Annotated in this window: 16 protein-coding genes and 1 tRNA gene; 15 read left to right on the top strand and 2 right to left on the bottom strand. The window is 47.7% G+C overall.

What is annotated here, in order from left to right:
- Nucleotides 1-73: 73 nt before the first annotated feature.
- From guaB to BHV73_RS01220, 8 genes are all read left to right on the top strand, one after another.
- The gene (gene guaB, locus BHV73_RS01185) at nt 74-1549 is read left to right on the top strand and encodes an IMP dehydrogenase (RefSeq protein WP_009122813.1); all 1476 of its coding nucleotides are present in this window, start codon (nt 74-76) and stop codon (nt 1547-1549) included.
- Nucleotides 1550-1694: 145 nt separating this feature from the next.
- Nucleotides 1695-3227, top strand: a complete 1533-nt coding sequence (locus BHV73_RS01190; RefSeq protein WP_437439159.1) for a peptidylprolyl isomerase — start codon at nt 1695-1697, stop codon at nt 3225-3227.
- Nucleotides 3228-3284: 57 nt separating this feature from the next.
- Nucleotides 3285-4127 carry a peptidylprolyl isomerase gene (locus BHV73_RS01195; protein ID WP_087426950.1) on the top strand — a complete coding sequence of 281 codons (843 nt, stop codon included), beginning with the start codon at nt 3285-3287 and terminating at the stop codon, nt 4125-4127.
- A gap of 15 nt (nt 4128-4142) precedes the next feature.
- Nucleotides 4143-5510, top strand: coding sequence for a peptidylprolyl isomerase (locus tag BHV73_RS01200; RefSeq protein WP_009122809.1), 1368 nt, complete (start codon nt 4143-4145; stop codon nt 5508-5510).
- A complete protein-coding gene (locus BHV73_RS01205) occupies nt 5495-7120 on the top strand; it encodes an OstA-like protein (RefSeq protein ID WP_009122808.1) in 1626 nt (541 codons plus the stop codon). The genes BHV73_RS01200 and BHV73_RS01205 overlap by 16 nt, the downstream gene beginning before the upstream one ends.
- A gap of 4 nt (nt 7121-7124) precedes the next feature.
- On the top strand, nt 7125-7415 hold the full coding sequence (locus BHV73_RS01210) for a hypothetical protein (RefSeq protein WP_022219432.1): 291 nt from the start codon (nt 7125-7127) through the stop codon (nt 7413-7415).
- A 46-nt stretch (nt 7416-7461) separates the two neighbouring features.
- On the top strand, nt 7462-9357 hold the full coding sequence (mutL, locus tag BHV73_RS01215) for a DNA mismatch repair endonuclease MutL (RefSeq protein WP_087412874.1): 1896 nt from the start codon (nt 7462-7464) through the stop codon (nt 9355-9357).
- 250 nt (nt 9358-9607) lie between these two features.
- Nucleotides 9608-10798, top strand: a complete 1191-nt coding sequence (locus tag BHV73_RS01220) for an OmpA family protein (RefSeq protein ID WP_087426948.1) — start codon at nt 9608-9610, stop codon at nt 10796-10798.
- Nucleotides 10799-10865: 67 nt separating this feature from the next.
- Here BHV73_RS01220 and trpS read toward each other — a convergent pair whose 3' ends face one another.
- Together trpS and BHV73_RS01230 are read right to left on the bottom strand one after the other, a co-directional pair.
- Complete coding sequence (gene trpS, locus BHV73_RS01225; protein WP_286736054.1) at nt 10866-11960, bottom strand: tryptophan--tRNA ligase; 1095 nt, start codon at nt 11958-11960, stop codon at nt 10866-10868.
- Nucleotides 11961-12163: 203 nt separating this feature from the next.
- A complete protein-coding gene (locus BHV73_RS01230; protein ID WP_009122803.1) occupies nt 12164-12790 on the bottom strand; it encodes an HU family DNA-binding protein in 627 nt (208 codons plus the stop codon).
- A gap of 427 nt (nt 12791-13217) precedes the next feature.
- On the opposite strand from BHV73_RS01230, the gene carB reads away from it, so the two are divergent.
- The 7 genes from carB to asnS all read left to right on the top strand — a co-directional run bounded on the left by carB (nt 13218) and on the right by asnS (nt 22640).
- The gene (carB, locus tag BHV73_RS01235; RefSeq protein ID WP_039951031.1) at nt 13218-16445 is read left to right on the top strand and encodes a carbamoyl-phosphate synthase (glutamine-hydrolyzing) large subunit; all 3228 of its coding nucleotides are present in this window, start codon (nt 13218-13220) and stop codon (nt 16443-16445) included.
- Between the two features lie 144 nt (nt 16446-16589).
- Nucleotides 16590-17222: an HAD family hydrolase gene (locus BHV73_RS01240; RefSeq protein ID WP_281960473.1), complete on the top strand. Its 633-nt coding sequence runs from the start codon at nt 16590-16592 to the stop codon at nt 17220-17222.
- Between the two features lie 34 nt (nt 17223-17256).
- Nucleotides 17257-17817 (top strand): sugar O-acetyltransferase, encoded by a 561-nt coding sequence (locus BHV73_RS01245; RefSeq protein WP_022219439.1) that lies wholly within the window; start codon nt 17257-17259, stop codon nt 17815-17817.
- 206 nt (nt 17818-18023) lie between these two features.
- Nucleotides 18024-18098, top strand: a tRNA-Val gene (locus tag BHV73_RS01250).
- Between the two features lie 155 nt (nt 18099-18253).
- A complete protein-coding gene (gene purB / locus BHV73_RS01255; protein ID WP_009122799.1) occupies nt 18254-19600 on the top strand; it encodes an adenylosuccinate lyase in 1347 nt (448 codons plus the stop codon).
- Nucleotides 19601-19740: 140 nt separating this feature from the next.
- Nucleotides 19741-21207 carry a pseudouridine synthase gene (locus BHV73_RS01260; protein WP_039950981.1) on the top strand — a complete coding sequence of 489 codons (1467 nt, stop codon included), beginning with the start codon at nt 19741-19743 and terminating at the stop codon, nt 21205-21207.
- Nucleotides 21208-21236: 29 nt separating this feature from the next.
- Nucleotides 21237-22640: an asparagine--tRNA ligase gene (asnS, locus tag BHV73_RS01265; protein WP_009122796.1), complete on the top strand. Its 1404-nt coding sequence runs from the start codon at nt 21237-21239 to the stop codon at nt 22638-22640.
- Nucleotides 22641-22644: the final 4 nt, after the last annotated feature.

The following is a 22644-nucleotide window of genomic DNA, read 5'->3' on the forward strand; positions in this document are numbered from 1 at the left end:
TCTGGTGCACAGTTTGCGCATTTTGAATAAAAACCGTATATTTGCACGCAATAAATTTTAAACGCATAGCCCTATGTCATTTATTGCTGATAAGATTGTAATGGACGGATTGACTTACGACGACGTTTTGTTAATCCCTGCTTACTCTGAGGTACTTCCTAAAACAGTCGAACTCTCGACTAAGTTTTCACGCAACATTGAGTTAAAAATTCCGTTTGTAACAGCCGCTATGGATACTGTTACCGAAGCGAAAATGGCTATTGCCATTGCTCGTGAAGGCGGTATTGGTGTGATTCATAAGAATATGTCTATTGAAGAGCAGGCTCGTCAGGTCGCTATCGTAAAACGTGCCGAAAACGGTATGATTTATGATCCGGTGACTATCAAGAGAGGTTCTTCGGTTGCGGATGCTCTGGATTTGATGTCCGAGTATAAAATCGGTGGTATTCCGGTAGTGGATGATGAAGGATATTTGGTAGGAATTGTTACCAATCGCGACCTTCGTTTCGAGAAAGACCGTAGCAAGCGTATCGATGAGGTAATGACGAAAAAGAATATCGTTACCACCAATCAGACGACAGACTTGGAAGCTGCCGCTCAAATTTTGCAGGAATATAAGATAGAAAAACTGCCGGTAGTCGATAAAGACAATAAACTGGTAGGCTTGATTACTTATAAAGACATCACCAAGGCTAAAGATAAACCGATGGCTTGCAAGGATAGCAAGGGCCGCCTTCGCGTAGCTGCGGGTGTAGGTGTGACAGCCGATACCTTGGAACGTATGCAGGCATTGGTTGATGCCGGAGCGGACGCTATCGTAATCGATACGGCTCATGGACATTCCAAAGGGGTTATTGAAAAATTGAAAGAAGCTAAGGCGCATTTTCCTCATATCGATATTGTTGTCGGTAATATTGCTACCGGTGAAGCTGCCAAGGCATTGGTTGAGGCCGGTGCTGACGGAGTGAAAGTAGGTATAGGTCCGGGTTCCATTTGTACCACTCGTGTCGTTGCAGGTGTGGGTGTTCCCCAGTTGTCTGCCGTTTATGATGTGGCAAAGGCACTGAAGGGCACAGGTGTTCCTCTGATTGCCGATGGCGGTTTGCGCTATTCGGGTGATGTGGTGAAGGCTTTGGCGGCCGGCGGTTACTCTGTGATGATCGGTTCACTGGTTGCCGGAACGGAAGAATCTCCGGGCGATACGATTATTTTCAACGGTCGTAAATTTAAATCCTATCGGGGTATGGGCTCTTTGGAAGCTATGGAAAATGGCTCTAAAGACCGTTATTTCCAGAGCGGGACGAACGATGTGAAGAAACTCGTACCGGAAGGTATCGCGGCCCGTGTTCCTTATAAGGGAACTTTGTATGAGGTGATTTATCAGCTGACCGGCGGTTTGCGTGCAGGTATGGGATATTGCGGCGCCGCCAATATCGAAAAGCTGCATGATGCCAAATTCACTCGCATTACTAATGCCGGTGTGTTGGAAAGCCATCCGCATGATGTCGCGATTACCAGCGAGGCTCCGAATTATAGCCGTCCTGAATAAAGAATATTCATCCATGAAGATATATGCCCGGAGAGTAATTTATACTTTTCGGGCATTATTTGTTTATGAAATTGTATCTTTGTGATATTACCTGTTGTTTGGTTTTGCTTATTTTAGATAGATGATTATGATAAGAAGTTGTTTGATGATGGTTTTTCTCGGGCTGGGTTGGAGTGTTTTCTCTCAACAAGACCCGGTGTTGATGCGCATCGGCGGGAAAGATGTATTGCGTTCTGAATTCGAGTATAACTATAACAGGGATAAAGCGTCACTTGCTCCTAAGTATGCCGCGCCGGAGAAGTATGCAGAGCGGTTTGTGAACTTTAAGCTGAAAGTCGCTGCCGCCGAGGCGGCCGGGTTGGACACGGCTCTTGCTTTCCGTGAAAGAGTGGAAGATTACCGCAGCCGGTTGATAAAATCGTACCTGACCGATACGGTTGTAACCGAAAAAGCTGCCCGCAGGTTGTACGACAAAATGAAATCCGGCCATCGTGCAGGGCAAGTACGTGTAAGCCATATTTTTAAATACCTTCCTCAGAATGTATCCGGTGCCGCATTGCGTGATGCGGTTGCCCGGATGGACTCCATTTATGAGTATCTTCAAAGAAATCCGGATAGCGAGGCTTTTGATTCCTGCGTAGAGCGTTTCTCCGATGAGAAACAGGCATTCCGGGTGAGTTGGCTGCAGATGCCGGTAGAGTTTGAAGATGTGGTCTTCGGCCTGTCGGCGGGAGAAATGTCTCAGCCCTTTTTTACTCCGCAAGGTATTCATATTGTAAAAGTTCTTGAACGATTGGAGATGCCTTCTTTTGAGAGTGTGAAAGAGGAGCTGATGGCTCGCCGGGCACATCGTCACGGAGTGGATTCGGGTGCAGAGGCACAGGTGGAGAAATTAAAGAAAGAATATCGGTATACCCCCGACAAAACAGGTGTGGACGAGCTGATAAATACAGGGAGAACAAACCGTACTTTGTTTACACTGGCGGGAAAAAACTATACAGGACACGATTTTGCCCGTTTTGCGGCGGTATATCCGGCCGGTGTGCGCAGGCAGTTGGATGCTTTCATAATGAAAACCGTGCTCGATTATGAAAATACGCGTTTAGAGCAGAAACATCCGGATTTACGTTGTTTGGTACGGGACTACGGGAATCGGTTGCTGGCGGATAAGATTACGGAACAAGAAATCCGTAAACGGGCTGCGACGGATGAAGCCGGACTGCAAGCTTACTTCGAAAAGCACCGTTCCGATTATCAGTGGAAAGAGCCGCGATACAAAGGCATTGTACTGCATGGAGTGAGCAAACGTATTGCCAAACAGGCCCGTAAGTTTTTGAAGAGCCTGCCGGAGGCGGAATGGAAGGATGCGATTCGTCTGACGTTTAATGCCGGTGCGCAGCCTCAGATTTTTGCGGAACAGGGATTGTTCGCTCCCGGTGACAATGCGTATGTTGATGATTTAGTGTTCAAAGGTAAGGATGCCGCTCCGATGGTGTCATTCCCTTTTACTGCTGTGTTAGGTGAAAAGGTAAAAGGTCCGGACGACTATCGGGAGGTAAAAGACCGGTTGGTCGCGGATTATCAGAACTATTTGGATAATCAGTGGACAGCCCGTTTACGAGCCTCGGCTAAGGTTGAAATTAACCAAGAGGTTTTAAAAACCGTTAATAATCACTGATGCAACCGATTAAAGCCGTATCTTCGTACCTTAAAATATAGTAAATATCAGTTGATAATGCGAACAACCTGTCTGGGGCTTTTAATTCTTCTTTTCTGCGGATCATGCAAGGAGCGGCACGATCACGGAGGACGAACGCCGCTGGTGGAATTAGATGGCAACTTCCTTTACCATGAGGACTTGCAATCGGTGCTTCCCGCGGATTTGTCGAAGGATGACAGTCTGTTGTTTGCCGAACATTATATCCGTAACTGGGCGGAAGATGTATTGTTGTACGAGAAAGCTCAAAGCAATATTCCCAACAGCGATGAAATAGACAAGTTGGTGGAGAATTATCGGAAAGCGCTGATTATGCACACTTATCAGCAGGAATTGATAAATCAAACTCTTTCCGAAGAAATCTCGGAAGCGGAACTGACCGGTTACTATGAGAAACATCAGGAACTTTTTAAGGTGGAGCGTCCTTTGATGAAAGGATTGTTCATAAAAGTCCCTCTTACGGCTCCTCAGTTGGGCAGTGTCCGCCGTTGGTACAAGACGGAAACCCGCGAAGCTGTGGAACATCTGGAAAAATACAGTTTGCAGAATGCGGTGAAGTACGAGTATTTTTACGACAAGTGGGTGCCGATAACCGAGGTGATGGATTTGATGCCGCTGAAAGTGCCCGATGCCGGAGAATATCTGAATAAGAACCGTCACGTGGAATTGAAAGACACGGCCTTTCATTATTTCCTGAATGTGAGTGATTATCGTGCCGTGGGAGAACAGGAACCGTATGAGTTCGCCCGTACCCAAGTAAAAGATATGATGCTCAATATGAAGCAGGTGGAGTTTATGAAGCAAGTGAAAGAAGACTTGTATCGACGTGCGGAGAAAAGAGACAAAATTAAATATTATTAGTATAAGACACCAAGAATGAAGAAGTGTATGAACTTTAAGTTTGTAGTTTTATTTGCCTTGACGCTGTTAGCCGGTTCTACCGTTTATGGACAAGACAATGTGATTGACGAGGTTGTGTGGGTAGTAGGCGACGAGGCTATATTAAAGTCCGAAGTGGAAGAGGCGCGTATGAGCGCTTTGTACGAAGGGCGTAAGTTCGACCGAGACCCTTACTGTGTGATACCGGAAGAAATTGCCGTACAAAAGTTGTTTCTGCATCAGGCCGCACTCGACAGTATTGAAGTTTCCGAAGCTGAAGTTATCCAGCGTGTGGACTATATGACGAATATGTACATCACCAACATCGGTTCCCGCGAAAAAATGGAGGAGTATTTCAATAAGACCTCCAGCCAGATTCGTGAAACCTTGCGTGACAATGCGCGTGAGGGTTTGAAAGTACAGAAAATGCAGCAGAAACTGGTCGGTGAAATCAAGATAACGCCTGCCGAGGTGCGCCGTTACTTCAAAGACCTTCCGCAAGACAGTATTCCTTATATTCCGACCCAGGTAGAGGTACAGATAATCACTCAGCAGCCGAAAGTTCCTTTGGAAGAAATAGAGAACGTAAAGAAACGTTTGCGCGACTTTACCGATCGTATTACGAAGGGCGAAACCAGCTTTTCCACGTTGGCGCGTATGTATTCGGAAGACCGCGGAACGGCTATCAACGGCGGCGAAATGCCGTTTACGGGACGCGGATATCTGGACCCTGCTTTCGCAAACGTGGCGTTCAATCTGCAAGACCCCAATAAAGTATCTAAGATTGTAGAGTCTGAGTTCGGTTTCCACATTATCCAGTTGATGGAGAAGCGGGGCGACCGTATTAAAGTGCGTCATATTTTGCTGAAGCCGCATATACCCGAAGAAGCGTTAGTTTCAGGTATGGCGCGTCTGGATTCCATTGCCGATGATATCCGTAACGGAAAATTCTCTTTTGAGGAAGCGGCATCGGTACTTTCGCAAGACAAGGATACGCGCAACAATCATGGTTTGCTGCCTAATCCCAATACCAACACTTCCAAATTCGAGATGCAGGAATTGCCGCCCGAAATCGCCAAAGTGGTAGACAAAATGAAAGTAGGGGAAATCTCCGAAGCCTTCACCATGATTCCGCAGAAAACAGGTAAGGAGGAATGTGTTATCGTGAAACTGAAAAGCCGTACAAACGGTCATAAGGCAACCGTTGCCGACGATTATCAGAACTTGAAGGAAATCGTATTGGAGAAACGTCGTGATGAAATGCTGGACAAGTGGATTCGTGAAAAACAGAAACACACTTACGTTCGCATCAACGAAAATTGGAGAAACTGTACATTCAAGTATCCGGGATGGATAAAAGACTGATAATTGGTTTGATATGCCTGTTCGGCGTTTGTTTGTTGAGCGCCCAGGACAGGAAAAGTGAGCCTGACAAGAAAAAGAAACGTGTGGATTTGCTTTATGCCGATGAGGCGCAGGCGGATAAACAGTTGCGCCCCGATGTGCAGGTGTTGATTGGTTCTGTCCGGATGAAGCATGACAGTATGTACATGTTTTGCGACAGCGCTCTGATTTACGAAAAAATCAATTCCGTAGAAGCGTTCGGCAATGTCCGCATGGAGCAGGGAGACACCTTATTTATATACGGCGACTACCTGTATTATGACGGGATGTCGCAGCTTGCCATGTTGCGTGAGAATGTCCGCATGATTAATCGTAATACGGAACTGACGACGGATAGCCTGAATTACGACCGTCTTTACAATTTAGGATATTACTTTGACGGCGGTACGCTGACCGATGAGGAAAATGTCCTTACTTCCGAATGGGGAGAGTACAGTCCGGCAACCAAACTGGCGGTGTTCAACCATGAGGTGAAACTGGTAAATCCCAAATTTGTCCTTACTTCCGACACGCTGAAATACAGTACGGAGTCCAAAATAGCCACTATTCTGGGGCCTTCCGATATTGTCAGCGATAAGAATCATATCTATTCGGAGCGCGGAGAGTATAACACCGTTTCCGAGCAAGCGGAATTATTAGACCGTTCCGTATTGACTAATGAAGGCAAGAAACTTACCGGCGACAGTCTTTTTTACGATCGCAAATTGGGATATGGCGAAGCCTTCGATAATGTACAGATGAATGATACGGTAAACAAGAATATGCTTACCGGTAATTACTGTTTCTACAATGAACTGACCGGCAATGCCATCGCCACCCGGCGCGCGGTTGCCATAGACTATTCCCAGGGCGACAGCCTTTTCATGCATGGCGACACCTTGCGATTGGTAACTTACCATATGAATACCGATTCCGCTTATCGTGAAATGCGTGTTTATCATAAAGTACGTGCCTATCGGACGGATGTGCAGGCGGTGTGCGACTCTTTGGTCTACAACTCCAAAGATTCCTGCATGACAATGTACACAGACCCCATCCTGTGGCATGGTGCGCAGCAATTGCTCGGTGAGGAGATAAAGGTCTACATGAATGACAGCACCATCGATTGGGCGCATATCATCAACCAGGCATTGGCTGTCGAACAAAAAGATTCTGTCCATTATAACCAGGTGACGGGCAAGGAGATGAAAGCCTTTTTCCAAAATGGAGATATGCGCCGTGTGGATGTGAACGGTAATGTTCTGATTATCTTCTATCCGGAGGAGAAAGACAGTACGATGATCGGAATGAATTATGCCGAAGGCAGTTTCCTTCGTATCTATCTCAAAGACCGCAAAATGGAAGAAGCCGCTTTAATAGGCAAGTCCAATGGTATATTGTATCCCATGGACCAGATACCGGCGGACAAGATGAAACTGCCGTCCTTCGTGTGGTTTGATTACATCCGTCCGTTGGATAAGTATGACATCTTTGAGTGGCGAGGTAAAAAAGCGGGTGAAACATTGCAAAAAAGTGACCGGAAACCTTTAACTTCGCCAAGAGATATGCATATAAAACGAACTAAAAAATAACGCTATGGGAATGTTTACAATGCGTAAGCCGCGAGGTTTTCACCATTCATATATCTATGTGGATGAACGGAAAGAGAAGCTGGCTAAAATGGAAGAAGATGCCAAGCGCGAATTAGGCATGTTGCCGGAAAAAGAGTTTTCACCCGAAGATATCCGGGGAAAGTTCGTTGAGGGTACCACCCATCTGAAGCGTCGCAAGGAAAGCGGGCGTAAACCCGTTCATCTGGGAGTACTGCTGCTTATCATAGCCTTGCTGATATACCTATGGTACGCTATAACCAACGGTATCATCTGAATTTTTCCGTACCTTTATATTTCATACTTTATACTTACTACTTATCATGAGCGATATCATTCATTTGCTGCCCGATTCGGTTGCGAACCAGATTGCTGCCGGAGAGGTGATTCAGCGTCCGGCATCTGTCATCAAAGAATTGGTAGAAAATGCGATTGATGCGGAAGCCGGAGAAATACATGTTTTGATAACGGATGCCGGAAAAACCTGCATTCAGGTTATCGACGACGGAAAGGGAATGTCCGAAACGGATGCCCGTCTGTCCTTTGAACGCCATGCCACCTCTAAGATACGTGAAGCGTCCGATTTGTTCGCTTTGCGTACGATGGGTTTCCGCGGCGAGGCATTGGCTTCTATTGCCGCGGTGGCAGAGGTGGAACTGAAAACCCGTCCGGCTGATGAAGAGCTCGGTACGCGGCTTGTGATTGCCGGTTCCAAAGTCGAAAGCCAGGAAGCCGTATCTTGTCCTAAGGGCAGTAACTTTTCCGTAAAAAACCTGTTCTTCAATATTCCCGCCCGCCGTAAATTCCTGAAAGCGAATTCAACGGAGCTGAGCAATATCCTGACCGAGTTTGAGCGTATCGCTTTGGTGCATCCCGATGTCGCTTTCTATCTGTACAGCAATGATACGGAGCTGTTCAATCTGCCCGTCATGCCGTTGCGCCAACGTATTCTTGCCGTATTCGGTAAGAAACTGAACCAGCAACTGCTCTCGGTGGATGTAGATACAACGATGATAAAAGTTTCCGGTTTTGTGGCGAAGCCGGAGACATCCCGCAAGAAAGGCGCGCATCAGTACTTTTTCGTGAACGGACGCTACATGCGCCATCCGTATTTCCATAAAGCGGTTATGGATGCCTATGAGCAACTGATTCCCGCAGGGGAGCAAATATCCTATTTCATCTATTTCGAAGTCGACCCTGCCAACATAGATGTGAATATACATCCTACGAAGACGGAAATCAAGTTCGAGAATGAACAGGCTATTTGGCAGATACTTTCGGCCGCCGTTAAAGAATCGCTTGGCAAGTTCAACGCCGTACCGTCCATCGACTTTGACACCGAGGGTATGCCCGATATTCCGGCATTTGAGCAAAGCCGCCCTATCGAACCGCCTAAAGTGCATTATAATGCGGACTTCAATCCTTTCAAAACTTCATCTGCCTCTTCCTACGGTGGCGGAGGTAATTATTCCCGTCAGAGCGTGGAATGGGAGGGTTTGTACTCCGGCTTGGAGAAAGCGAGCAAGATGAACGAGCCTGTTATGGCGGAAGAGCCTTTTGATTTCGGGGAAACGGCTTCTGCCGTGGCAGAACCGGTTGCGGCATCTTCCCAATCGTCTTTGTTGCACTCCGGTGAGCCTTCTTCGATGGAGAAGGGAGCGCAGCATTTGCAATTCAAGGGACGCTTTATTCTTACCTCCGTAAAATCCGGTTTGATGCTGATAGACCAGCATCGTGCGCATATACGTGTGTTGTTCGACCGGTATATGAATCAGATTCGCCAGAAACAAGGGGTATCTCAGGGAGTACTGTTTCCGGAAATGATTCAATTGCCGGCTTCCGAGGCGGCGGTACTGGAAAGCCTGTCGGATGATTTGGCGGCGGTAGGCTTCGACCTCAGTCCTTTGGGCGGAGGCAGTTACGCCATCAACGGTATTCCTTCCGGTATCGAAGGACTGAATCCCGTGGAGCTGGTGCGCAATATGGTGCATACCGCTATGGAGAAAGGCAATGACGTTAAAGAAGAAGTCCGGACTATCCTTGCGCTGACACTGGCGCGTGCGGCAGCCATTGTCTACGGACAAGTGCTGAGCAATGATGAGATGTCCAATCTGGTGGACAGCCTGTTTGCTTGTTCCACTCCCAACTATACGCCTGACGGGCGTACGGTTCTTGCCACTATCAAGGAAGAGGACATTGAAAAGCTGTTCCTGAAATGACGATTTGCGTACTTTTCCCTTTATAAAGCATAGAGGGTCGGTATAAATTCCGGGCACGGATTATATGGAACTTCACAGGTGACGATAAATAAATCCCTGATTTTCCGTATAATCCGTGCCTGCCTTTTATATTATTTGTCCACAACTATTAAAAAAAATCTTTTTTTCAGAACCTTTTAGTCTTGCCGGCGTTAATTAATCAGTTTGAATGATAAAGAATTTAATTAACCAACTTAACTATTTAAGGTATATGAAAAAGATTCTAATGTTGCTGGCTTTGGCCGGCGTATCTTCTGCCGCTATGGCGCAGCAAAAACCTGTTGTTGTAGAACAGGTAGACATTATTCAGGTACAGGATAAGTACCAAGTAATCACAAATCCGTTCTGGAGCAACTGGTTCTTCTCTATCGGTGGCGGTGCATCGGTAATGTATGGAGACAACGATCAGGAGTTGGGCGACTTCGGTAAGCGTATCAGCCCTACGATGAATATCTCTGTCGGTAAATGGTTCACTCCGGGGCTCGGATTGCGTTTGCAGTATAGCGGCCTTCAGGCAAAAGGTTTCACGACAGACCCGTTAGCCGATTATGTAAAGGGTACCCAACGTGAAAACGGTTCGTACAAGCAACGCTTTGACTATATGAACTTCCACGGTGACGTAATGTTCAACCTGAATGCCCTGTTTGGCGGATACAACCAGGACCGTGTATACGAAATCATCCCGTACCTGGGAGCCGGTATTACTCATAACTATACAAAGCCTCACCGTCAGGCGCTGTCGGTAAACGCAGGTATTATCAACCGCTTCCGTATCTCGAATGCGATAGACATTAATCTGGAGCTCAGTGCGATGGGTGTTGAGGATAAATTCGACGGAACAGTTGCCGGCAAAGGTTATGACGGCGTATTCAGTGCTACGCTCGGTTTGACTTACCACTTCCCGAAACGTGGTTTCAACCGTCCGATGCCACAGTTGATTTCCGCTCTCGAATTGTCTGCCATGCAGCAACAGATGGCTGAAATGGCTGCCGCCAACCAACAGTTGGAGTCAGCTCTGACCGCAGCGCAGAACAGACCGGTAGAAGTTACCGAAACCGAAGTTGTCGTTACCGATCCGAACATCGCGCCGCGTACCGTATTCTTCAAGATAGGTTCTGCCGAATTGTCTCCGCGTGAGGTTATGAACATCTCTTACCTGGCAAAACAGATGCAAGAGTTCCCGAATGCAACTTATACGGTAAACGGTTACGCCGACTCTGCAACAGGTACTCCTGAGTTCAACAAAGAGTTGAGTTTGAAACGTGCGCAGGCCGTGGTAGATGTTTTGGTAAAGGATTACGGTATTCCTGCCAACCGCTTGAAAGTTTCCGCCGACGGTGGCGTCGACAAGTTCGGACAACCGATTCTGAACCGTGTGGTATTAGTAAAATCTGCCAACTAACAGATAAAAGGAAAAGAACAAGGGCTGTATCCGGTGACGGGTACAGCCCTTTCTTGTATGCTTTTCTTTATTCCGCGCTGAATTTCTTTACCTGTTCCGCGATAAGTTCCGCGTCATCGAAGTAGTTAATCTTCATGGCTCGACGCACGTCGTCCAATGTCGCTGCGGCTGTTTCGCGTGCCGTTTCACAGCCTTTCTTCAGCATATCGTAGATGGCCGGAATATCTTTCTCGAATTCCTTGCGGCGATTACGAATCGGTTCCAACGTTTCCTGCATGATATTGTTGAGGAAACCTTTCACTTTCATGTCACCCAAACCGCCACGTTGATAGTGCGCTTTCAGTTCTTCCAAGGAAGGATAGTCGGGCAGGTAACGCTCGAAGTGTTCGGGGCGGCAGAAGGCATCCAGGTAAGTAAATACGGTATTGCCCTCAATCTTACCCGGGTCTTGTACGCGCAGATGGTCGGGGTCGGTGTACATGCTCTTCACTTTTTTCTGAACCTCGTCGGCGGTATCGGAAAGGTAGATACAGTTGCCCAAAGACTTGCTCATCTTGGCTTTTCCGTCCGTACCCGGCAGGCGCAGACAGGCTGCATTGTCCGGCAGAAGGATTTCCGGCTCCACCAGCGTGTCGCCGTAGATGAAGTTGAAGCGGCGTACGATTTCACGGGCCTGTTCAATCATCGGTTCCTGGTCTTCGCCGACGGGAACGGTGGTGGCGCGGAACGCTGTAATGTCCGCGGCCTGGCTGATGGGGTAGGTGAAGAACCCTACCGGAATACTCGTTTCAAAGTTGCGCATCTGGATTTCCGTCTTTACCGTCGGGTTGCGTTGCAGGCGCGATACGGTGACAAGGTCCATATAATAGAAAGTCAGTTCGCACAGTTCCGGTATCTGCGACTGGATGAAGATGGTACTCTTCACCGGGTCCAGTCCGCAAGCCAGATAGTCGAGGGCTACCTCGATAACGTTTTGACGTACTTTTTCAGGATTCTCCATGTTGTCTGTCAATGCTTGCGCATCGGCGATGAACACGAATGTCTTGTCATACAGTCCGGAGTTCTGCAACTCCACTCTGCGTCTCAACGAGCCTACATAATGTCCGATGTGCAGGCGTCCTGTGGGGCGGTCGCCCGTGAGGATGATTTTTTCTTTTGCCATATCTGTATTTATTATTTTTTTCTTATAAGTAAATACGTATGATTTCGTTTATACCGTCTGAATGACAGATACTCTTGGTATAAACCGAATTTCAACATATACTTAACATCTTGTCTGTTATAACGGAATGCAAAGATACCATTATTTTCGTCGAATACAGTGCATCGCTTTAAAAATTAAACGGTGAAAGCTCCGCCCTGTCCTTATTCCTTTATATATATGCGGTGGCTGCCATAGCCGCTGATGCCGATTCCGCTTTCGGGCGTATGCGCCCATTTACGCAATTCCGTGGTAGCGGAACTTTTCAGTAATCCGGTCAGCCGGCAATAGATGCGTACGGTGAGGTACGGATTCTCTTCCAGGTATTTCCGGGCTATGTCCAAACGTTGTTCCGGAACGTATTTTTGCGAAGAACGGCGCGGACGCCAATGAGCACGCTCCAAACGACATTTCCGGCGGGTTTCTCCGACCAGTCTTTTATCGGCCCGGAAGTTGATGTTGCCCACAACGATGCTTTGGGCGTTGCGGTGTACCGCATTTTCATCGGTCTTTTCGCGTTCTTTGTCCTCACGCAGGGCAAGCGCGGGTGAGAATACGCCTATCCCTTCTATCTTAACCGAGCGTCCCATGGCCATTTCATGCGCCAATGCTTCTCCAAGCTCCAGTATAACCCCTTCGGTGACCCCTTTGGCAAAAGCGCACTTCGCGGATATGTATTCCGCCAGTTCGCGAGTTCCCGTTTGCCCCGTCATAACCATTTGCGGATAGGTGATTTCCTCGCCCGTTCCATGAATATCGGGCATTTTCTTCATTATATACTGTGCAGACATGATTTCCTTGTATTATAAAGTGGATATTGTTGCAACGCAATCTCAGAATTAAACTTCTGTTCTTAAGAATTAAATCTTAGTTTTTATAAACGATATTTTAGTTCCTATAAATCAAAGTTTAATTCTAAGATTGCGTTGCAACAAAAGTAACTATTCTTTTCGGATAAGAAATTTATTCTTTTGATTAATTTGCTCAAATCGTAAATAAGTCGTTACTTTGCAAAAATTTTAGAGATAACTATGCAACCGCAGGAAAAGAGAAGTACATACAACCTACGTTCGAATGAATTTCATTCGCTGGCTGTCGGTTTCTCTTTTTTCGAAAACGATATTTTTAGTTCTTTGGTAATGCGTTAATCCTTATTCGGGTAACGCATTTTTTTTGTGCCGGAACGTGAAGAATGAACTTAATAGACAACAAGAGAATATGGAAAAGAATTTGAAGAAAGTGCTTGTCTTGGGCTCAGGTGCGCTCAAGATCGGTCAGGCCGGGGAGTTTGACTATTCCGGCTCGCAGGCTTTGAAGGCTTTGCGCGAAGAAGGTGTGGGTTCGGTATTGGTTAACCCGAATATTGCTACAATCCAGACGTCGGAAGGTATTGCCGATAAAGTTTACTTCTTGCCGGTAACTCCTTATTTCGTAGAAGAAATCATTAAGAAAGAGCAGCCGGACGGTATCCTGTTGGCTTTCGGCGGACAGACTGCACTGAACTGCGGTACGGAACTTTACCTGAACGGTACTTTGCAAAAATACGGCGTACGTGTATTGGGTACTTCGGTAGAGGCTATCATGTATACGGAAGACCGCGACCTCTTTGTGAAGAAGCTGGATGAGATTCCTATGAAAACTCCGAAGAGCCACGCCGTGGAAAGCATGGAAGACGCCCTGAAGGCTGCCCGCGAAATCGGCTATCCGGTAATGGTGCGTTCGGCATACGCTTTGGGCGGCTTAGGCAGCGGTATCTGTCCGGACGAGGAAGCGTTTGTCAAGCTGGCTGAAAGTTCTTTCACGTTCTCCAAGCAAATTCTGGTGGAAGAATCCCTGAAAGGCTGGAAGGAAATCGAATTCGAGGTAATCCGCGACGCCAACGACCACTGCTTCACCGTGGCAAGCATGGAAAACTTCGACCCGCTGGGCATTCATACCGGTGAGTCTATCGTGGTTGCTCCAACCTGCTCTCTTACCGACGAACAGGTGAAGATGTTGCAGGAGCTCTCTACCAAATGTATCCGTCACCTCGGCATCGTGGGCGAATGTAACATCCAGTATGCGTTCAACGCCGAGACCAACGACTATCGCGTAATCGAGGTGAACGCCCGTCTGTCCCGTTCCTCCGCATTGGCGTCCAAAGCCACCGGTTATCCGCTCGCTTTCGTTGCCGCCAAGATTGCATTGGGCTATACGCTCGACCAAATCGGCGAAATGGGTACTCCTAATTCCGCTTACGAGGCTCCGCAGTTGGATTACCTGATTTGTAAAATTCCCCGTTGGGACTTGACTAAGTTTGCGGGTGTGTCTCGCGAAATCGGTTCGAGCATGAAGTCGGTGGGCGAAATCATGTCTATCGGCCGCTCTTTCGAGGAAATTATCCAGAAAGGTCTGCGTATGATAGGCCAGGGCATGCATGGCTTTGTAGGCAATGACGATGTGGAATTCGATGATTTGGATCACGAATTGTCTCATCCCACCGACCTGCGTGTGTTCGCTATCGCCCAGGCTTTGGAAAAAGGCTATACAATCGACCGTATCTTCGAACTGACGAAAATTGATCCCTGGTTCCTCGGCAAGCTGAAGAACATTGTGGACTATAAGAATAAACTCTCGCAATATGATAAAGTGGAAGACATTCCGGCCGACGTGCTGCGCGAAGCGAAAGTGCTCGGTTTCTCTGACTTCCAGATTGCACGCTTCGTGCTGAGCCCGGAAGGCAATATGGAGAAGGAAAACCTCATGGTGCGCGCCCGTCGTAAGGAGCTGGGTATTCTTCCGGCTGTGAAACGCATCAATACCATCGCTTCCGAACATCCGGAGCTGACGAACTACCTCTATATGACGTATGCCGTACAGGGGTATGATGTGAACTATTATAAGAATGAGAAATCGGTGGTTGTATTGGGTTCGGGCGCTTACCGCATCGGTTCTTCCGTAGAGTTCGACTGGTGTTCGGTGAACGCCATCCAGACTGCGCGCAAGCTGGGTTACAAATCCATCATGATTAACTATAACCCCGAAACAGTGTCTACCGACTATGATATGTGCGACCGCCTGTACTTCGATGAGCTGTCTTTCGAACGTGTGCTCGATGTTATCGACCTCGAACAACCGCGCGGCGTAATCGTGTCCGTGGGCGGACAGATTCCCAACAATCTGGCTATGAAGCTTCATCGCCAGTCTGTTCCTGTGCTGGGTACTTCTCCTATCTCTATCGACCGTGCGGAGAACCGTAACAAGTTCTCAGCCATGCTCGACCAGCTCGGTATCGACCAGCCGGCTTGGCAGGAACTTACCAGTCTGGAAGACGTGAAGGGCTTCGTTGAGAAAGTGGGTTATCCGGTATTGGTGCGTCCGTCGTATGTGCTTTCCGGCGCTGCGATGAACGTGTGCTACGATGAAGAAGAATTGGAGAACTTCCTGAAAATGGCTGCCGAGGTTTCCAAGGAATATCCGGTAGTGGTTTCCCAGTTCCTGCAGAATACGAAAGAAATTGAGTTTGACGCTGTTGCTCAAAACGGCGAGGTGGTGGAATATGCCATCTCCGAGCATGTTGAGTTTGCCGGTGTACACTCCGGTGACGCTACACTGGTATTCCCGGCGCAGAAGATTTACTTCGCTACGGCGCGCCGTATCAAGAAAATCAGCCGCCAGATTGCAAAAGAGCTCAATATCTCCGGTCCTTTCAACATCCAGTTCCTGGCACGCAACAACGAGGTGAAAGTTATCGAATGTAACCTGCGTGCTTCACGTAGTTTCCCGTTTGTGTCTAAAGTGCTGAAACGCAACTTTATCGAAACTGCCACGAAGATTATGCTGGATGCTCCTTATTCCCGTCCGGACAAGTCGGCGTTCGACATCGACTGGATCGGCGTGAAGGCTTCCCAGTTCTCATTCTCCCGCCTGCACAACGCAGACCCTGTATTGGGTGTGGATATGTCCTCTACGGGTGAGGTGGGCTGTATCGGTGATGACTTCTCCGAAGCGTTGCTGAACTCCATGATTGCTACCGGCTTCAAGATTCCGCGTCCTGAAAAGGGTGTGATGTTCTCTTCCGGCGCGATGAAATCGAAAGTGGATTTGCTGGATGCCAGCCGCATGCTTTTTGCGAAGGGGTATAAGATTTACGCTACGGCAGGTACCGCCGCATTCCTCAATGCGCATGGCGTAAGCACCGAAGCCGTGTTCTGGCCGGATGAACGTGCCGATGCGGAAAATAATGTAATGACAATGATTGCCGAGCATAAGTTCGACCTGATTGTAAATATTCCGAAGAATCATTCCAAACGCGAGCTGACTAACGGTTACAAGATTCGCCGCGGCGCTATCGACCACAATATTCCGTTGATTACGAATGCCCGTCTGGCAGGCGCTTTCATTGAAGCTTTCTGTGAGATGAAAATGGAAGATATCCAAATCAAGAGCTGGCAGGAATATAAATAAGCCGGTTGGTATGTTATTGTAATAAAGAGGTTGTACCAAACTCGAATCCCACTATCATTCTGTCGTGCAGAGCGTAGCTGATGACAGAATGATATGTTTATCAGAGTTTTGTACAGCCTCTTTTCCTTAAATAGGCATTGGCGTATGATAAAGAATCTATTATTTGATATGGGCGGTGTGATATTCCGCCAGAATTCGGAAGAGGCTTATCGCCGTTTTCGGGCGATGGGAGTGAATACGGATGATTACATGGGTGAATATGGCCAGAAAGGTTTTTTCCTGGATGTGGAAACGGGAAAAATCGACGCCGGCGAGTTTTGCCGGAGAATGGCTGAGGCTGCCGGACGCGAGTCTGTCAGTTGGGATGAAGCGCAGTATTGCTGGTTGGGCTTTATACGTGATGTTCCGGTGGACAGGCTTCATAACTTGTTGAAGTTGAGGACTGAATACCACGTCTGCCTGCTTAGTAATACCAACCCGTTTATTATGGCTTTTACCCGTAGCGATAAGTTCAGTGACGAACACAGACCGATAAGCGATTACTTCGACACACTGTTTTGCAGTTATGAAATGCGGGCTTACAAGCCTGAACCTGATATTTTTCTTAAAGCGTTGGCCGCTGACGGTATGAAAGCCGAAGAAACGATATTCGTAGATGACAGCTTAAAGAATATCAGGGCTGCGGAAGCGCTTGGCATACGCGGGTTACATGTAGCTCCCGATGAAGATTGGATGGAAAGGCTGACAGCGTTGTTGCATACATGTAATGGTTTGTAGTATATTTGCAATGAAAAGCAATTAGGATAAGAATATGAGTGAGGTAGATAAAATGAGAAGCTCGCAATTGGCGAATACTGCTTCTCCGGAAATTCAGGAGCGTTTTAAACGTGCGAAAAAACTGTTGCTGAGACTGAATGCCACGAGCGGTTATGATGAAGAATGCCGGAGCGTATTGGAAGAATTGATACCCGGTATTCCCGCTTCCGCAACTATTTGGCCGCCTTTCTGTTGCGACCATGGTGACGGTATCCGTCTTGGGGAACATGTCTTTATCAATTCCAATTGTACTTTCCTGGACGGTGGTTACATCACTATCGGAGCGTATACGCTGATAGGACCTTGTGTGCAGATTTACACCCCTCAGCATCCGTTTGATTATCTGGAACGGCGTGTGGAGCAGGAACACGCCTATCCGGTGACGATAGGTGAAGATTGCTGGATTGGCGGCGGCACTGTTATTTGTCCCGGGGTAACCATTGGCGACCGTTGTATTATAGGTGCGGGGAGTGTAGTGACAAAAGATATTCCGTCCGATTGTGTAGCCGTTGGGAATCCGGCAAGGGTAATCCGAAAAAATGAAGTAAAAAAGTGATGAGGCTAATTGCTTGAATTTCAATAACAGTCGGTATTGTGTGAAAAAAAACTTGCAAAATAGATGGCGAAAGTTTTGGTAGTTTCAAAATAAGCTGTACCTTTGCATCGCTTTTGAAACGGAAGTGTACGGGCGTTTAGCTCAGCTGGTTCAGAGCATCTGCCTTACAAGCAGAGGGTCGGCCCAAACACTTCCGTACATCAAAAGGGCGTTTAGCTCAGCTGGTTCAGAGCATCTGCCTTACAAGCAGAGGGTCGGCGGTTCGAATCCGTCAACGCCCACAGTGTAGTTTTTATTGAAAATAGCTTTGCGTATATCATGCAAGGCTATTTTTTTGTCCTGCGACTTCATTTTTGTAATTTATTTCTTCTTTATACCTTATTACTCGGAAAAAAGCCGTAATTTTGCAGCCCGATAATTATCATAAATACGACGTATGGAACTTGATTTACTTACCGCAATCTCTCCGATTGACGGTCGATACAGGGGCAAGACGGATGCTTTGGCCGCCTATTTCTCAGAATTCGCACTGATAAAATACCGTGTACAGGTTGAAGTGGAATATTTTATAACCTTGTGTGAACTGCCTTTACCCCAGTTGAAAGGGGTGGATAAGGGTGTGTTCGAAACATTGAGAAACATTTACCGCAATTTTTCAGAAGCCGATGCCGGACGTATCAAGGATATTGAAAGCGTGACTAACCATGACGTAAAGGCTGTTGAATATTTTTTGAAAGAAGAATTTGATAAGCTGGGCGGAATGGACGACTATAAAGAGTTTATCCACTTCGGACTGACTTCACAGGATATCAACAATACTTCTATTCCTTTGTCTGTCAAAGAGGCATTGGAGCAGGTGTATTACCCTCAGATAGAGGAACTGATAGCGCAACTCCGTGCTTATGCGGAAGAGTGGGCGAACATTCCTATGCTTGCCAAGACACACGGACAGCCGGCTTCTCCTACTCGTTTGGGAAAAGAGGTAATGGTGTTTGTATACCGTTTGGAACGCCAGCTGGCTGCACTGAAGGCTTGCCCGGTTACCGCCAAGTTTGGCGGTGCTACGGGAAATTACAATGCGCATCATGTGGCTTATCCGGAATATGACTGGAAGGCTTTCGGTAATAAGTTTGTTGCGGAGAAGCTGGGATTGGAGCGTGAGGAGTATACGACCCAGATTTCCAATTATGATAATCTGTCCGCTGTCTTCGATGCGATGAAGCGCATTAATACGGTGATGATTGATATGAACCGTGACTTCTGGCAGTATATCTCCATGGAATACTTCAAGCAGAAGATTAAGGCGGGCGAGGTCGGTTCGAGCGCAATGCCGCATAAGGTAAATCCGATTGACTTTGAGAATGCCGAAGGTAATCTGGGGATAGCGAACGCTATTCTGGAGCATCTGGCCGTGAAGTTGCCGGTGTCACGTCTGCAGCGCGACTTGACGGACTCTACCGTATTGCGTAACGTGGGTGTTCCGTTCGGGCATATCGTAATTGCCATTCAGAGTTCATTGAAAGGATTGCGTAAGCTGCTGTTGAACGAAACGGCTATCTACCGCGATTTGGATAACTGCTGGAGTGTCGTGGCCGAGGCCATCCAGACAATCCTGCGCCGTGAGGCCTATCCGCATCCTTACGAGGCGCTGAAAGCGTTGACGCGTACCAATCAGGCTATCACTGAGAATTCTATTAAAGAATTCATCGAAGAATTGAATGTAAGCGAAGAGATAAAGAAAGAATTACGTGCAATTACTCCCCATACATATACGGGGCTTTAAGAAGCGACAAGAGAGTCCGGAATATTCAACTTTTTAATCCGGAATTTGTTTATAAGCTAAAATAAAAGAAAAGGTAATCAGAGATAAAGAAAGAATGGCCGTGAGGCCAGTAGGTTTAATTTTATTCGAATAAAAAAACAATGAGTACAGAAAATGAAACTTGGCGTGATGCTTCTTCCTCAGAGGAGAACTCAGGCGCCGGCCGTGATGGTAACCAATTTAACAGAGAGGGAAGCTATAGCCGCCCGTCTTATAACCGTGAAAATGGGGACCGCCCTTATCGTCCGAAATTTAATGGTGAAAACGGCGATCGTCCGCAACGTTCTTACGGCAGTGACCGCCCTTACCGTCCGCGTTTTAATCCGAATGCGGAGAATGGCGACCGCCCTCAGCGTTCTTATAATACCGATCGTCCTTACCGTCCCCGCTATAACAGTGAAGGCGGCGACCGCCCCCAACGCTCTTACGGTAATAATGCCGGCGGTGACCGTCCTTACCGTCCCCGCTATAACAGCGAAGGCGGCGACCGTCCCCAACGTCCTTACGGCAATAATGCCGGTGGTGACCGTCCTTACCGTCCCCGCTATAACAGCGAAGGTAGTGACCGTCCTCAGCGTCCTTACGGCAACAATGCCGGTGGTGACCGTCCTTACCGTCCCCGTTATAACAGCGAAGGCGGCGACCGTCCTCAGCGTCCTTACGGTAACAATGCCGGTGGCGACCGTCCTTTCCGTCCGCGCTATAACTCGAATGGCGACCGTCCTCAACGCCCTTATGGCAACAGGGATAGTTACAGCCGCCCGATTCGCCGTACGGGGGATTACGATCCCAATGCCAAGTACAGCAAGAAGAAACAGATAGAGTATAAGGAACAGTTTGTCGACCCGAACGAACCGATTCGTCTGAATAAGTTCCTGGCTAATGCCGGTGTGTGCTCGCGTCGTGAAGCGGATGAGTTTATTACAGCCGGTGTAGTGTCTGTAAACGGAGAGGTGGTTACGGAATTGGGTACTAAGATTAAGCGTGGCGATGAAGTGAAGTTCCACGATCAGACGGTCAGCATCGAACGTAAGATATATGTTCTGTTGAACAAACCGAAAGATACGGTGACAACTTCCGATGATCCGCAGGCGCGTCGTACTGTAATGGATTTGGTGAAAGGCGCTTGCGACGAACGTATCTATCCGGTAGGTCGTCTGGACCGTAATACTACGGGAGTATTGTTGCTGACGAACGACGGTGACCTGGCTTCCAAGCTGACTCATCCCAAGTATCTGAAAAAGAAAATATATCATGTGCACTTGGATAAGAATCTGACTAAAGCCGATATGGAGCAGATTGCGGCCGGTATTCAGTTGGATGACGGTGAAATCCAGGCGGATGCTATCAGTTACACTGATGAATTCAAAAAAGATGAGGTGGGCATAGAAATCCACTCCGGTAAGAACCGTATCGTGCGTCGTATTTTCGAATCGCTGGGATATAAGGTTGTGAAACTGGACCGTGTATTCTTTGCCGGCTTAACCAAGAAAGGCTTGCGTCGCGGCGAGTGGCGTTACCTCACTGAACCGGAGGTAAACTTCCTGCGTATGGGCTCTTTCGAATAATATATATAATAAGGTATAATAACTGTTTTATGGAAAAAATTAGTAGAACAAAGATTGTTGACCTGTTGAAGCGCGAGGATTTTGGCGCTATGGTCAACGTGAAAGGCTGGGTTCGTACCCGCAGAGGTAGTAAGCAAGTTAATTTTATCGCGCTGAACGACGGTTCTACAATAAATAATGTGCAGATTGTGGTGGATTTGGCGAACTTCGATGAGGAGATGCTGAAAGATATTACCACAGGCGCTTGTTTGAGCGTGAACGGCGTGCTGACGGAATCGGTAGGCTCCGGTCAGAAAGCCGAAATCCAGGCTCGTGAAATCGAAGTGTTGGGAACTTGCGACAATACATATCCTTTGCAGAAAAAGGGACACTCTATGGAGTTCCTTCGTGAGATAGCCCATCTGCGTCCGCGTACGAATACGTTCGGCGCTGTGTTCCGCATTCGTCACAATATGGCTATCGCCATTCATGAGTTCTTCCATAAGAAAGGGTTCTTCTATTTCCATACGCCTATCATTACGGGTTCTGACTGTGAAGGCGCCGGACAGATGTTCCAGGTTACTACGATGAACCTGTATGATTTGAAGAAAGATGAAAACGGTTCCATTATCTACGATGACGATTTCTTCGGCAAACAGGCCAGCCTGACGGTTTCCGGCCAGTTGGAAGGTGAGCTCGCCGCTACGGCATTGGGCGCTATCTATACGTTCGGACCTACGTTCCGCGCCGAAAACTCCAATACTCCCCGTCACTTGGCGGAGTTCTGGATGGTTGAGCCGGAAGTCGCGTTCAACGACATTGCCGATAACATGGACTTGGCGGAAGAATTCATCAAGTTCTGCGTACAGTGGGCTTTGGATAACTGCGCCGATGACGTGAAGTTCTTGAACGATATGTTTGACAAGGGCTTGGTAGAACGTCTGCAGGGTGTTCTGAAAGAAAGCTTCGTTCGTCTGCCTTATACGGAAGGTATCAAGATTCTGGAAGAAGCCGTAGCGAAGGGACATAAGTTCGAGTTCCCCGTATACTGGGGCGTCGACCTGGCTTCCGAACACGAGCGTTATTTGGTGGAAGAGCACTTCAAGCGTCCGGTTATCCTGACGGATTATCCGAAAGAAATCAAGGCGTTCTATATGAAACAGAACGACGACGGTAAAACGGTACGTGCCATGGACGTACTCTTCCCGAAGATTGGCGAGATTATCGGAGGTTCCGAGCGTGAGTCCGACTACGCTAAACTGATGAACCGTATCGAGGAGCTTCATATCCCGATGAAAGATATGTGGTGGTATCTTGATACCCGTAAGTTCGGTACGTGTCCGCACTCAGGTTTCGGATTAGGCTTTGAGCGTCTGTTGCTGTTCGTAACCGGTATGACTAATATTCGTGACGTGATACCGTTCCCGCGTACTCCGCGCAATGCGGAGTTCTAATCGA

Source organism: Bacteroides sp. 44_46 (assembly GCF_001915465.1).
Classification (GTDB): domain Bacteria; phylum Bacteroidota; class Bacteroidia; order Bacteroidales; family Bacteroidaceae; genus Bacteroides; species Bacteroides clarus.